General features: G+C 37.4%; 17 protein-coding genes. All 17 read right to left on the bottom strand.

Annotation, left to right across the window (positions count from 1 at the left end; all coding sequences use genetic code 11):
• Positions 1–168, bottom strand: a complete 168-nt coding sequence (locus tag CJ239_RS07450; RefSeq protein ID WP_001047583.1) for a class IIb bacteriocin, lactobin A/cerein 7B family — start codon at positions 166–168, stop codon at positions 1–3.
• Between the two features lie 485 nt (positions 169–653).
• A complete protein-coding gene (locus CJ239_RS07440) occupies positions 654–833 on the bottom strand; it encodes a Blp family class II bacteriocin (RefSeq protein WP_102211093.1) in 180 nt (59 codons plus the stop codon).
• 208 nt (positions 834–1041) lie between these two features.
• Positions 1042–1230, bottom strand: coding sequence for a class IIb bacteriocin, lactobin A/cerein 7B family (locus CJ239_RS07430; RefSeq protein WP_000180826.1), 189 nt, complete (start codon positions 1228–1230; stop codon positions 1042–1044).
• Positions 1231–1863: 633 nt separating this feature from the next.
• Positions 1864–2085 (bottom strand): hypothetical protein, encoded by a 222-nt coding sequence (locus tag CJ239_RS07425; protein ID WP_084890459.1) that lies wholly within the window; start codon positions 2083–2085, stop codon positions 1864–1866.
• A 26-nt stretch (positions 2086–2111) separates the two neighbouring features.
• The gene (locus CJ239_RS07420) at positions 2112–2306 is read right to left on the bottom strand and encodes a ComC/BlpC family leader-containing pheromone/bacteriocin (RefSeq protein WP_084890458.1); all 195 of its coding nucleotides are present in this window, start codon (positions 2304–2306) and stop codon (positions 2112–2114) included.
• Positions 2307–2325: 19 nt separating this feature from the next.
• On the bottom strand, positions 2326–2505 hold the full coding sequence (locus tag CJ239_RS07415; protein WP_000180832.1) for a class IIb bacteriocin, lactobin A/cerein 7B family: 180 nt from the start codon (positions 2503–2505) through the stop codon (positions 2326–2328).
• 719 nt (positions 2506–3224) lie between these two features.
• Positions 3225–3956 (bottom strand): response regulator transcription factor, encoded by a 732-nt coding sequence (locus CJ239_RS07410; protein ID WP_042900079.1) that lies wholly within the window; start codon positions 3954–3956, stop codon positions 3225–3227.
• Positions 3953–4768: a GHKL domain-containing protein gene (locus tag CJ239_RS12200; protein WP_180958242.1), complete on the bottom strand. Its 816-nt coding sequence runs from the start codon at positions 4766–4768 to the stop codon at positions 3953–3955. Before CJ239_RS12200 ends, CJ239_RS07410 begins: the two co-directional genes overlap by 4 nt.
• Positions 4769–5288: 520 nt before the next feature.
• Complete coding sequence (locus CJ239_RS07400; protein ID WP_102211091.1) at positions 5289–5450, bottom strand: ComC/BlpC family leader-containing pheromone/bacteriocin; 162 nt, start codon at positions 5448–5450, stop codon at positions 5289–5291.
• A gap of 152 nt (positions 5451–5602) precedes the next feature.
• Positions 5603–6787, bottom strand: coding sequence for an N-acetylmuramoyl-L-alanine amidase family protein (locus CJ239_RS07395; protein WP_102211090.1), 1185 nt, complete (start codon positions 6785–6787; stop codon positions 5603–5605).
• Between the two features lie 112 nt (positions 6788–6899).
• Positions 6900–7751 carry an NlpC/P60 family protein gene (locus tag CJ239_RS07390; RefSeq protein ID WP_257994491.1) on the bottom strand — a complete coding sequence of 284 codons (852 nt, stop codon included), beginning with the start codon at positions 7749–7751 and terminating at the stop codon, positions 6900–6902.
• Between the two features lie 169 nt (positions 7752–7920).
• Positions 7921–8577 (bottom strand): hypothetical protein, encoded by a 657-nt coding sequence (locus CJ239_RS07385; RefSeq protein WP_102211088.1) that lies wholly within the window; start codon positions 8575–8577, stop codon positions 7921–7923.
• A 3-nt stretch (positions 8578–8580) separates the two neighbouring features.
• Positions 8581–8742, bottom strand: a complete 162-nt coding sequence (locus tag CJ239_RS11765; RefSeq protein ID WP_000190273.1) for a hypothetical protein — start codon at positions 8740–8742, stop codon at positions 8581–8583.
• Positions 8743–8864: 122 nt separating this feature from the next.
• Entirely contained in the window at positions 8865–9098 is a 234-nt protein-coding gene (locus tag CJ239_RS07375) for an acyl carrier protein (RefSeq protein ID WP_000136445.1), read from the bottom strand.
• 5 nt (positions 9099–9103) lie between these two features.
• The gene (gene plsX / locus CJ239_RS07370; RefSeq protein ID WP_102211086.1) at positions 9104–10096 is read right to left on the bottom strand and encodes a phosphate acyltransferase PlsX; all 993 of its coding nucleotides are present in this window, start codon (positions 10094–10096) and stop codon (positions 9104–9106) included.
• Entirely contained in the window at positions 10093–10863 is a 771-nt protein-coding gene (recO, locus tag CJ239_RS07365; protein WP_102211085.1) for a DNA repair protein RecO, read from the bottom strand. The genes plsX and recO overlap by 4 nt, the downstream gene beginning before the upstream one ends.
• Positions 10860–12029, bottom strand: a complete 1170-nt coding sequence (locus CJ239_RS07360) for a pyridoxal phosphate-dependent aminotransferase (RefSeq protein ID WP_102211084.1) — start codon at positions 12027–12029, stop codon at positions 10860–10862. Before CJ239_RS07360 ends, recO begins: the two co-directional genes overlap by 4 nt.
• Positions 12030–12473: the final 444 nt, after the last annotated feature.

Below are 12473 nucleotides of genomic sequence, written 5' to 3'. Positions count from 1 at the left end.
CTAACGCCCACGACGAGCCAAATCTGAACCAAATTTGTAACCAGCATTAAAAATTTGTACAGCAGCATTCAGTACTCCTGCAATCCCAACTGCTTCCGCAAGACCAAAACCACCTTTTGTTCCTACTAATTCATCGTCAGATAATTGATAAAATTGTTCTAAGTTCATGTTCGTCATTACTCCTTTGTATTATATTTTATTGCTATGTAAATGATTAAAATGAGTATTGGATAAGTAAATACTTCTGAAATATCCATAAAATTTATACTATACTGTCCAGATAATATTTTATAATCAATTAAAATTTGAACGATAGTAAAAATAATACGTATCGATAACAATACCCCTAGTAATATCACTTCTTTTTTTAAAAACATAGAAATACCTCTCTGACTACAATCAGATTATGGTCTATTCGCATAATACCCTATAGCTACTGTAATAATCCTTTGATAACAATTAATAAACCTGCTCCAACTTATTCACTTTGCTCTACGATTTCAAATTGATTCAAATTTTGCATGTTATACCCCTCTTTAAATAATACTAGCTAATCCAATAGCTACGCCTACTAATAAACCCACTATTGCTGAAGCTGATATAATAACAGCCGCAAATTCGTTTGAAAAATTCATTGATTTCTCCAAAGTGTCTTATCTAAAGTAACCCCATGCAACTAGCCCTGCAGCAGATAAGCTGCCGACAACATACCCCGCAACCTTGATTCCTACTGGAACTGCTACTACCGCTGCAGGAAGTACTCCTCCATTAACTGTTGCTAGTTCTTTTTCTGTCATTGCTGTAAACTGATTATCATTTACTAAAATATTCATTTTAAGTTCTCCTTGCTCTTATTCACTTTTGCTTTAAATATTTCTTTTTTATTAATATAGTATGTCAATGCTACTAACAAAATACAGATCCCCAACGATACCTTCTCTAAATTAAGTAGAGAATAAGTTAATAATATGCTGTAAGCTATTAAAGCAGATCCTATATATATTTTTTTTAATATTCTATTCATAAAACTTACTCAAGATCTTATTTCAGATTTTTTCCAACTTGATAAAGACCTGCTCCCAGTATAATAGCCCCTCCTGTTACAGAAAAACCTTTAAACGCAGCTACTCCAAACGCAACTACTAGTGGTGCAATTCCCCCATCTACATTCATCAACTCTTCTTCTGTAAGAGCTACAAAGTTCTGTTCCATTTTGTCAAAATTTGTCATCTTTTTTCTCCTTTATTTCTATTTTTTAGTTTACGATTTCTGACTCTTAAACCATTTTAAAAACCAGAATAGATAAATTACTGAATTCCTTTTCCTTCCTTTTCGTCTCACTTATCTATTTGAGAAGTGATTTAAAATGAACAGGTAAATTTCATTTATTTTAAATACCATTTGATAAACCATGGCAATAAGATTGGTAAATACATCGCGTAATCTCCTTCCTTTTCGTCTCACTTATTTATTCGAAAAATAATTCGAAAATGTACAACTAAATTAAATTTTATTTGAAAATTTATGATTTATCCAAAGTGTTTTATCTTAGATAGAGTAACCCCATGCAACTAGATCTACAGCAGATAAATCTCCGATAATATACCTTTTACGAGACTTTTTACTCTGTTCTTGTTTTCATTTATTAGCGTTCTTTTTCTGTCATTGCTGTAAACTGATGATCGTTTCCTAAAATATTCTTAGTCTAATTCACTTTGGGTTTAAATGTTTCTTTTTTATTAATATAGTATGTCAATGCTACTAACAAAATACAGCTCTCCAACGATACCTTTTCTAAATTAAATAGAGAATAAATTAATAATATGCTGAAAGCTGTTAAAACAAAACCTAATAAAAATTTTTTCATAGCAAGCTCTTATTTTTCCCTCTGTCTAACCTTGTTATCATCTTGTTAATGAAGAGCAACACAAGAGTAGAAAATAAAGGTGGCACGAGGTAACTAGCTACACTGCCCGTCAAAGAAAAACCAAGCATAGCTAATATTCCAAGCAACATCAAATTCATGATAGCCATAGAGACAAACAATAAAACAATTTTTATTACTTTAGTTATTTCATTTTTCATTGCACCACCTCATAAGTATTAAAAAATTATCGCAATCTTGAAAGTCCCCAATCGCCTATTGCTTTAACGCTTTTTCCTGCAACGTAAACAGAAACAGCTGTCCCACCAATGATTCCAACCGCCTTGGTTACACCCCATGCTAACGCAAGAGCACCTACTACAGAGCCACCTGAAATTTTTTCCAATTCATCTGATTTCATATTTTCAAAGTTATAATTCATTATCTATCCCCTTCATCTATTAATTAGTAGCTAGAGCAGCAAAACCTACTGCTACACCTGCTGATAGAGCATGGCCGACTAATACTTTTGTCCCCCAAATAGTAAACAATACAGGACCAAAGAATCCCCCATCCACATTCACCAACTCTTCTTCTGTAAGAGCTACAAAGTTCTGTTCCATTTTGTCAAAATTTGTCATCTTTTTTCTCCTCAATTTTTATGTTTTGTTATATCTTTAATGTTTAGCCTCTAAGCCACTTAAATAGCCAGATTGGATAAATAACTGAAATAAGCATTTCTAATCTCCTTCCTTTTCTTTCTTACTTATTTATTCGAAAAAGAATTCGAAAATGTACAACTAAATTAAATTTTATTTGAAAAATAATTTAGTAAACCATGGATAGAAAATTGGTAGATACATGAAGCAAACTCCTTTCTGTTTCCTCTTACTTATCTATTCGAAAAAAATTTCGAAAATGTACAACTAAATTAAATTTTATTTAAAAAATAATTTAATAAACCACGGGTAGAAAATTGGTAGATACATAAACCAAACTTCTTTCCTTTTTCTTCTCACTTATCTATTCGAAAAAAATTTCGAAAATGTACAACTAAATTAAATTTATTTAAAAAATAATTTAGTAAACCACGGATAAAAAATTGGTAGATACATAAACCAGGCTCCTTTCTGTTTCCTCTTACCTATCTATTCGAAAAAAATTTCAAAAATGAACAACTAAATTAAATTTTATTTAAAAAATAACTCAGTAAACCATGGGTAGAACATTGATATAAACATGAACTAGGCTCCTTTCCTTTTCCTCTTACTTATCTATTCGAAAAAGAAGTCAAAAAAATAAGAATATCAGAAAATTTTCCGACATTCTTATTGATAAATTCATTCAAATCTAACAGATATTAGACATTGAGATGTTTTTTAAGGGTTCTTCTAGCTGTCCGTGATACGGGGAAGTGCAAGCCTTCTAACAGGGTCACTTCTGTCGCAGTCATCTCTTCAATGGCCTGTAAACTAACCAACGTATTGCGATTGGCATAGACAAAGTAATCTTTTTCAGCCTTGGCAGCAATATCTTTGAGACTACCATAAATGGTCTTGATAGAATGATTGGCATAATAGACCTTGATACGATGGGATTCCACTGAAGTTTCAAAGGCTAAAATCTCATGGTAGGGCAGAGTAAAGCCCCGTCTCCCCTCAAAACTATAGGTGAAGAGACACATATTTTCCCTCTTATCCACTGCTAGTACATAGTCCAGACAGCGCTCCAGCTGATGACGGTAGTCCTCCTCAGACTGATCCTTGGAAATAAAATCCAAGGCAGACAAGTGGTAGCGAAAAGCTAGAGGCAAGGCCTCCGAGTGCGTAGACACAAAGACAATGCTTGTAAAAGGATCCTGCTCCCGAACCTGTTGAGCAACCTGAAAGCCCCGTTCACGCTCTCCATCAATCTCTAAATCCAATAAATAGAGCTGGTAATGGTCAAAATACTGAGAATACTTTTCAACATCTCCATAGTTTTTGGCAATATCAATTTCCAATCTTAAATTGCGAGAGCGACCAATATCTAGTAAAGTCTGCTCTATCCGTCCTTGCTGGACTTTATCGTCTTCCAAAACTAAAATTCTCATTCCTCTCCCCCTCGTTTCTCATCCTTAAATGGCAATTCTAAATCTTGTCTAAAGGTCGTCTCTCCTAGCTGGGTATCTAAGTTTAAATCATAATGAAAAACCATATCCTCCAAGGTTGCTAAGCCCAGTCCACTGTGGTTTCCCTTGGTAGAGTAACCCTTTTGACTGAGAATGCTGGGATTCAGTTCTTCTTTCTTACGAGTGTTTTCAATGATAAAACGGACACTCCTATCGCCTGCCAATAAAGCAACCCGAATCTGCGGATTTTCCGCCTCACTGGCTGCCTCTAAGGCATTTGTCGTGAGGATAGAGAGGATACGGATAGCCTCCAACATCGGCAATGCTAGTTCTTCTACGACCCCCACCGTCTCCAAACTAAAATGAATTCCCTGCTTATCTGCCACAATCATGGCTTTTGCCAAGGTATTACGAATGGCTATATCATGGATATTATGAAGATTAAAGGCCGTGTAATCCGCCTTCCTCAGCTTTTCATTGGTCTTTAGAAAGACATCTTGATAAATGGTAGAAACTTCAGTCATGTCTTGATTAGCTATGGCAGGCTCCATGCTGGCGACAATCCCTGCAAAATCATGACGGAAACCTCGAACCTCATCATAGAGATGACCTAACTTATCCACCATTCCTTGCAAGGAACGATTTTCATCTTCCTGTCTCTGAATGGTCTGCTCATCACGATAAGCCTGCTCCAAATGCTTGATGTAAAAGAGCCAAGAGAAAAAGAGAATGAAAATCAAGAGAGAAATGGTCGTGTCAAAACGAGCATAGAAAGAACAATTTATATTTGTCATAAACGAAGAGAATATCCTAAACACAGTCAGAGGTAGGATAATGAAAAAACTCTTATAATAGTGGGTTTTGAAAGCATCTGAAAAGAATAAATCCAAATCCAAAGAACAACGCTTCATCATAACTACTGTCAGTACAAGAGCTAGTAGAGAAAAAGTAGAATTAACAATACCATTTCCTACTTCTGATAGCATATCTATATCTAACATCCGAATATAGAACAATACCAATAAATAGCGAATACTCTGATAAAAACTAAAAAGATAGAATGAAAGAAATAACGATTCCCCCTTTTTCTTCCTATTCACATAGAAAATAAGGTAAAAAAAGATTAAAACTTCCAAATACATAATTTCAAAAAAAGTTTTACCAGCTATTACTTGCATCATTAATAAATAGACTATGTATCTCTTTTTACGAAATTCCGGTATAATTTGGTAACCTAGATAAATTGGAGGAACTATAATGGAAACCATCAGCAATAAAGCAAATAGAATCTCCTTAATAAAAGTCAAAACCATACTATCCAATCACAGTTTTAGTTGGTGCTGGACTGCAATACCGAGGTTGGCAAAGCCCAAACAAAGAACAAAAGAAATTCCCTCCACCATTCACTCCCTCCAATACCTCTGGGGTTAACTCTTCAAATTGTTCCAATTCTACAAATGTATTTTTCATTTCCATGACAGACTCCTTTTCATTATTTTATAGATAACTCTATCCCCTGTTCCATCTACAAAAGGCTTTAGTTCTCTTTTGAAATACAAGAAATCTAAAGCCTCCTGAAAATGGTATATTGGTTAGAGTGTTAACGATTAGTTGTGAAGATGTTATTTTTATTTAACCACGACCACTTTATAATATTCGTTTGAGTGTGGAGATTCAATTTTAATTTTTTCACCATATAAACCATCAATTTCTTTATCAAGGAAATTTGAAACTCCTGATGGCAAGCGTTTCATCTTAAGAATTTCACCTGATTGATCCGCATAGGCTAGAATGTGATGGTGAGTAGTGGTTGCTCCATCATCAATTAATACAAAATAACCTGTTTTGAGCTTACCTTGTTCATTTTCTAAATAGTATAGTTTATTGTTATTGATTGTAAAGCTGGTATCCCCAAGACGAAGTCGTGCACCTGGATTTTCTAAATAAACATCATTGCCAACTTTTTTAATCTCTGAATAGGTTGTCATTGCTGGGATATTAACCACACGATGTCCATTTTCATCAAAGTAGTAACGATTTGGTAAGTTTTGGAAGTTCTGTACAACTGCCTTAGAATCAATTTCTTGTCCTTCTTCTTTATTATCTACTAAAGCTAAGGTTGTATTTGCAACCTCATCCCCATATTTGTCGGAAAACTTCTTGAACTCAGGTTTAATATACCAAGTGTTTTTAGCCACGATAACATCAGTAAAGTTATTTCCGTCAAATTTTGCTTTAATCAGATATTCATATCCATCGCCTAAACGAACAATGTCACCATTTTTATAAGGGCTATTTTTTAAAGTCAACATATAGCCATCCTTACCAATGATATAACTTTCTCCATCGCTGGCTGGAACAGCTCTGTCTGCGACCATAGCACCTGATTTTTCAAAGTAAGACCATTTACCATTTGCAGTCGCCCATCCTGTTGCCATAGCACCACTGCCTTTGAGGTAATACCATGTAGACCCTTCTTGGTACCAACCTGTACGCATGGCGCCACTATCTGCTAGTGAGTACCATGTGCTACCTTCCTTGTACCAGCCAGTACGCATAGCGCCACTATCTGCTAGGGAATACCATGTATTTCCGTCTTTGAGCCAGCCTGTCTGCATGTTACCAGAACCGTCAAAGTGGTACCAAGAACCAGCATTTTGCACCCATTTATCCTTAGCGAGGCTGCCATCTTGAGAAAGATTCCAGTCAGACCCATTTTTAACCCAAGTATCTGCAGCCTGTGCTTGGTTGATAGACAAAAGTAGACCAGCACCTGCAAGCAAACCAAGAGTGAGTAGTTTAGATTTTTTCATAGCCATTTCCTCCTTTATTGAATAGCTATAAGAGGGCTTCCCCTCTTTATTTAGCTATATTCTAATACTTTTCATTGTCAAAGTCAATAATATTGTGAAAAATTAGACAATATTACCAATATCTACGAATTGTATTTTGAGTAATGCCATATTGATCCATATAAGAAACATATCGGCCTGGATATGGAGCATGGACAACCTTTCCACCACCAACATAAATACCTACATGATCATTTGTCTCTTCACTATTATACAAAATCAAATCTCCAGCTTGTTGAGAACCATTACTTACATAACTTCCTCCTGTTGCTTGATCATAGGTTACTCTAGGAATACTAATATCAAACTTATCATGAATAGCCATCGTAAATCCTGAGCAATCTACGCCACTATTCAAATCTGCCCCACCCCAAACATATGGGATTTTCCCTACAAATGTCTCGGCATATTCACCAAGTGCCTGTCCACGATTTTCTACCCATACACCACTGTCTCTAAAGAAGTATGGTGTACCATTCACACGTTGATAACCAGTGACCATAGCACCACTAGCAGATAAGTAGTAATAATTACCATCAGGTTGAATCCAAGTATTTTCTTTCATCCATCCTTGGTCATCAAAATAGTACCACTTGCCATCTAATTGTTCCCAATTTTTAGCATAACCACCTGAACCGTATTTAAACCACCATTTACCATTGGTTTGCATCCATGTTCCTTTCGGATCACGATATTGATTGAAAGCTTTCTTCTCTTGATTGCCCTCTGCTTGGGTTTCTTTATCTTCAAAACCAATCAATTTTACTTGATCAGCTTCTTCAGCTTTTATCTTGCCTTGATTAACTAATTGAGCAATCGCTTCTTTCTCACTTGCTGATGGGGAATCAGCATAGGCCACAGTAGTATTTGCTAGGAGAACGCCTCCTGCAAGAACTAATAAACTAGAATAAAGATATTTTTTCATCATAAAAATCCTTTCTTTTTTCTCCTTTTGGGAGATTGATTTTTCTGACTCTATTATATCCCTTATTTGTCCTCAGATTTCTACTGTCCCTAGAAAGACTAAATCTGTTCCTAAACGGTCATTTGAACCAAAGAAAAATTCCAAAGCAAATGCCTTGGAACTTCGATTTCTACTCAACAATCACTTTTGTCATATCAAGAGCCATTGGTTGATAATATACATCAGGGTGCTTATTATCCCTAATAATCTCACCATATTCAACAAAACCAAACGATTTATAAAAATTAATCACTTTATCTTCATTAACACTATCCAAATAAACCATTTTACCACCTAAAATACTCTGAGCTAATTGAATTTTTTCAACCACTAATTCCATAACTTGCTGACCAGTAATTTTATTAAAGTGTAAATTTCTACCAAATTGAGCAATCAAAAGTCCTGGTATATAATTTAAGTTTCTCGCGTTTTTCCCACTTAAAACAAAAGATTTTTTGTTATCATTATCTAATTCTTGAACATTAACAATTTTTAATGTTAGTGTAAAAAAACCTAAAATCTCAAATCTATCTCCTGATATCTCTTGATCAATAATAATAAAATTTCTTGATTTATGTGTCAGCTCTGTTGTAATTGCGTCATTTTTAAGATACTCTAACATATCCTCATTTTTACCAAACGACACTTGCTCCGAAACAATCTTAGAAAAGTTCTCACGGACTTTTTGACGTATTCTCCGTTCATTAGTATATTCAGGATTTCTAGTAATAACGGTTTGTCGTATAAATTTGATGACATCCCCTAGTGGTAAGGCATATAATTTCATACTTTATCTTACCAGCTTCTCTAGACCTAGTAAGGAAGGTTGTTCTTGTTTATCTGTATTCTTTTTGATAATATCAAGCAACAAATCAGTTGATTTAGAGGCTTGAATTTTTTCAAAATCTTCTTTTGTGAGTGTGATATCACGAGTAATACTGAATGTAGCCACGAGTATACTTCCTTTCTCTTCTAATAAGTCCATTATAACGTGTTTTTCCCATTTTTACAAGGATATCCGATATTCCTCATTACTAAAAACCATCTACTTTCGTTGCCTTGGAACTTCGATTTCTATTTTGCTTGAATGATTTTAACTACATCTCCTACACTTTGCAGTTGGTCAATTTCCTCATCACTGATTTCGATATTAAATTCATCTTCCAGTGTCAAGATAAACTCCATCAAGTCAACTGAGTCAGCATCCAAATCGTCTTTCAGACTCAAGGATTCTGTTACGACAAAGTCCTCTCCCTGTCGCTCTTGGATAATGGTCACAATACGGTCAAAAATTTCTTTTTCTGTCATCTCTTTTATTCTCCTGAAAATTCACGCGCAGTCTGGGCAACTACGTCTGTTTCTAGCATGGTACGAATCTGGCGGATTGTACTATAAACAGCCTTGGCATCGCTTGAGCCATGAGTCTTGACAACAGGTGCCTTGACGCCAAACAAGACCGCTCCACCAACATCTGAATAGTTGAGCTGTTTTTTCAAACCTCTCAGGCTGTCCTTGAGAAGAAGGGCGCCTAGTTTCGCTCGAAGACCACCACCTGTAATAGCTGTCTTGAGCAAGCCCATGATTCCCATGGCTGTCCCTTCAATGGATTTGAGCACAGCGTTTCCCGTGAAACCATCTGCCACGACAACATCCGCAACGCCATTCATCAAATCACGCGCTTCCACGTTTCCGATAAAGTTCAAACTTTCATCCGCTGCTAGTAATTCGTAAGTTTCCTTACGAAGCGGGTCCCCCTTACTACTCTCTGTTCCATTGTTAAGCAAGCCAACACGTGGTTGCGCAATGCCACGAACATTTTTAGCATAGAAGGAACCTAGAACCGCGTATTGATAGAGGTGCTGGGCTGTATTCTCCGCATTGGCACCGAGGTCCAGCATATCAAACCCCTTCCCATCTACAGTCGGCAAGGTCGACATAAGCCCAGGACGGTCGATGTTCTTGATACGACCCACAATGAAAAATCCAGCTGCCAACAAGGCACCTGTATTCCCAGCTGAGAGAACAGCATCTGCTTCCCCCTCTTTGACAGCCTTGGCCGCCAAGACCATGCTGGCATTTTTCTTCTTCCGAATAGCTCTCGTAGGTTCATCGTCTGAATCAATCTTTTCATCCGTATGGATAATGCTGACGCGCTCTGTCGCTGTCAGATATTGCTTGATTTTGCTTTCATCTCCGTAGAGTTGAACCTCAATATCTGAAAAGTCAGCCAGGGCTTGATTGACCCCCTCAACGATGGCCTGAGGTGCGTAATCGCCCCCCATGGCATCTACTGCGATTTTTTTCATTTGTCTTCCTCTTTTAGTAATTGACCCCATTCTGCTAGGGAATCAATAAATTTCTTTGATTTTAGGTGAATCCCAACGTACTCTTCGTAGAGTTGATCCATAAATTGGCGTAATTCTTGCTTGATTTCAGTCTTGAGCGAAATGGTCTCCAAGGTCTCAAAATCAATGGCTTGAAATTGATTGAGCAGATAGGGGATATTGGGATTGAGATGGCAACGTCTCTCATCCTCATGATAATGCTCTGGACAGAGGCAGGCTCCATATTTGAAAGAAAAGTCAAAAGCCTGACCGACCCGATGGCAGAAGACACACTCATTAAAATTGAGGCTGATTCCAAATCGAGTCAAGATTTGAATCTCAAAAATATTGGTCAAAACCTGATAATCCAAGCCCGCTTCCATCAACTCCAAAGTCTTTTGCAAAAAAGCAAACAAGGGAGCATCCTGCTGATTATCCTGCAAACTCGCATCTGCAAGAGCTGCCACATAGGTCGCATAGGACATGACAAAGAGATCGCTATTAATCTTTGGAAAGGTCATCACCTCATGATAGTCCTCAATGTAGCTAAGCCCGTCATCATTGATTCGTAAGAGAAATCGTGCCAACACCAAGGGCTGAATAACAGGAGCTAGCTTAGACTGACCAGCGTGTTTGACGAAAAACATGCGCTTGCCAGCCTGCTCTGTAAAAATCTTGACTAACTTGTCATCCTCACGAAAGTTACGATTGTAGAGCACCAAGCCTTGACTCGTGATTGACTGAATCATGCTTCTCTCATGTACTCCTCAAGTCGTTTCATGGCTTCTTTGATCGTTTCCATGCTGGCTGCATAAGATAGGCGAACATAGCCTTCCCCATAACGCCCAAAGGCTGCACCAGGGATAAAGGCAACTGCCTTCTTCTGAGCAAAATCCTTCAGAAAAGCAAAGGAGTCTTGATTGTAACCCGCTGGAATCTTAGCAAAGATATAGAAGGCACCGTCTGGTTTGATAATCTCAAAACCAAGAGCAGTCATCTTTTCGATAATATAATCTCGACGCTGGATGTATTCCTTCTTCATAGGTTCCGCATCGTTTTTACCAGCCGTCAATGCTTCTACCGCAGCATGTTGCGCCATGGTATTTGCGGCAGTGACCAAGTACTGATGACTCTTGATCAATTGGGCTGTGAAGACCGCAGGAGCAAAAATCAGACCCAAACGCCAACCTGTCATAGCATGCGATTTAGACAAACCATTGATGATAATAGCCTGACCTCTCAGCATCGTTCCTAGAGACACATGGGCTTCCCCTGTGTAGGTCAATTCTGAGTAAACCTCATCACAGACAACGAAAATCTCATACTTACGCAAAACAGCTGCCAAGGCTTCCAACTGCTCCCGACTATAGGTAATCCCTGTCGGATTAGCTGGATAGTTGAGAATAACCGCCTTGAGCTTATCACCTTGCTCCAAAATGGCCTTTTCCAACATCTCAGGAGTCAAGACAAACCCATTTTCAGTTGTGTCAATCTCGACAACCTCTGCCCCAACCAGATTGACAATCGGTTCATAACCTGGATAGGCAGGAGCTGGCAAGAGCACCTTGTCTCCCTCTTCCAAAATAGCTGTCAAAGTAGCAGACAATGCCTCTGTCGCCCCAATTGTAACCAAGATTTCATTTTCAGGAGCATAGTCCAGTTGGTACTTTTCCTTAACAAAGTCACTGGCTGCCTGACGTAAAGTCAGCAGACCACTCATCCCTGTATAGTAGGATTGGTTCTGGTCAATCGCCCGCTTGGCCGCCTCCTTGACATGATCTGGCGTTGTAAAATCAGGTTCCCCCAAGGTCAAACGCAAAACCCCAGGAATCTCCGAAATAGCCTGGTCAAACTGACGAATCAAGGAAACTTGAATCTTATCTAACTGTTTATTAAAGCGCTTAGTTAAGTCCATAGATACCTCCTACTTTCAAAACGTATCTCTATTATACTACAAAAGCCCCCCGACCGCAAAAATACATTATAGAATAACGCTAGCATAACAAATTGAAGTATGTTAAAATGAATTTGTCGCAACTCCACTAACGAACTTAGTTTGGAGGTGAGTTTTTGCTAATCTTCGTTACAGTTATTCTAGCACCGTTACTGATTACTATTATCGGTAATGTCATTTCTGAGTGGATAGTCAGAAAGTGGTTAGATAAGCGCGACAAAAAAATATAACCTGAGTTTAGTTTTAATGTAACTGGACAAAAAGAAATACCAGAGGTGGAGCTCTGGTATTTTTGTTTTTGCCAAGACTTCGTTACAGTTCTTGTAAGATTATTATTACATAATTAGCACTACTTGTCAAATAATTATTAGGACCCACTTTCTATTTTACTTTTCCTGTTTACAG

Source organism: Streptococcus sp. UMB0029, from assembly GCF_002871495.1.
Taxonomy (GTDB): Bacteria; Bacillota; Bacilli; order Lactobacillales; family Streptococcaceae; genus Streptococcus.
The sequence above is the reverse complement of the archived record's forward strand: the minus strand, read 5'-3'. Positions and strand labels throughout refer to the sequence as shown.

Bases quoted from the DNA above. Each gene is read 5' to 3' on its own strand.
- CJ239_RS07450 (WP_001047583.1), bottom strand. From the start codon at position 168: ATGAACTTAGAACAATTTTATCAATTATCTGACGATGAATTAGTAGGA.
- CJ239_RS07440 (WP_102211093.1), bottom strand. From the start codon at position 833: ATGAATATTTTAGTAAATGATAATCAGTTTACAGCAATGACAGAAAAA.
- CJ239_RS07430 (WP_000180826.1), bottom strand. From the start codon at position 1,230: ATGACAAATTTTGACAAAATGGAACAGAACTTTGTAGCTCTTACAGAA.
- CJ239_RS07425 (WP_084890459.1), bottom strand. From the start codon at position 2,085: ATGAAAAATGAAATAACTAAAGTAATAAAAATTGTTTTATTGTTTGTC.
- CJ239_RS07420 (WP_084890458.1), bottom strand. From the start codon at position 2,306: ATGAATTATAACTTTGAAAATATGAAATCAGATGAATTGGAAAAAATT.
- CJ239_RS07415 (WP_000180832.1), bottom strand. From the start codon at position 2,505: ATGACAAATTTTGACAAAATGGAACAGAACTTTGTAGCTCTTACAGAA.
- CJ239_RS07410 (WP_042900079.1), bottom strand. From the start codon at position 3,956: ATGAGAATTTTAGTTTTGGAAGACGATAAAGTCCAGCAAGGACGGATA.
- CJ239_RS12200 (WP_180958242.1), bottom strand. From the start codon at position 4,768: ATGACAAATATAAATTGTTCTTTCTATGCTCGTTTTGACACGACCATT.
- CJ239_RS07400 (WP_102211091.1), bottom strand. From the start codon at position 5,450: ATGGAAATGAAAAATACATTTGTAGAATTGGAACAATTTGAAGAGTTA.
- CJ239_RS07395 (WP_102211090.1), bottom strand. From the start codon at position 6,787: ATGAAAAAATCTAAACTACTCACTCTTGGTTTGCTTGCAGGTGCTGGT.
- CJ239_RS07390 (WP_257994491.1), bottom strand. From the start codon at position 7,751: ATGAAAAAATATCTTTATTCTAGTTTATTAGTTCTTGCAGGAGGCGTT.
- CJ239_RS07385 (WP_102211088.1), bottom strand. From the start codon at position 8,577: ATGAAATTATATGCCTTACCACTAGGGGATGTCATCAAATTTATACGA.
- CJ239_RS07375 (WP_000136445.1), bottom strand. From the start codon at position 9,098: ATGACAGAAAAAGAAATTTTTGACCGTATTGTGACCATTATCCAAGAG.
- plsX (WP_102211086.1), bottom strand. From the start codon at position 10,096: ATGAAAAAAATCGCAGTAGATGCCATGGGGGGCGATTACGCACCTCAG.
- recO (WP_102211085.1), bottom strand. From the start codon at position 10,863: ATGATTCAGTCAATCACGAGTCAAGGCTTGGTGCTCTACAATCGTAAC.
- CJ239_RS07360 (WP_102211084.1), bottom strand. From the start codon at position 12,029: ATGGACTTAACTAAGCGCTTTAATAAACAGTTAGATAAGATTCAAGTT.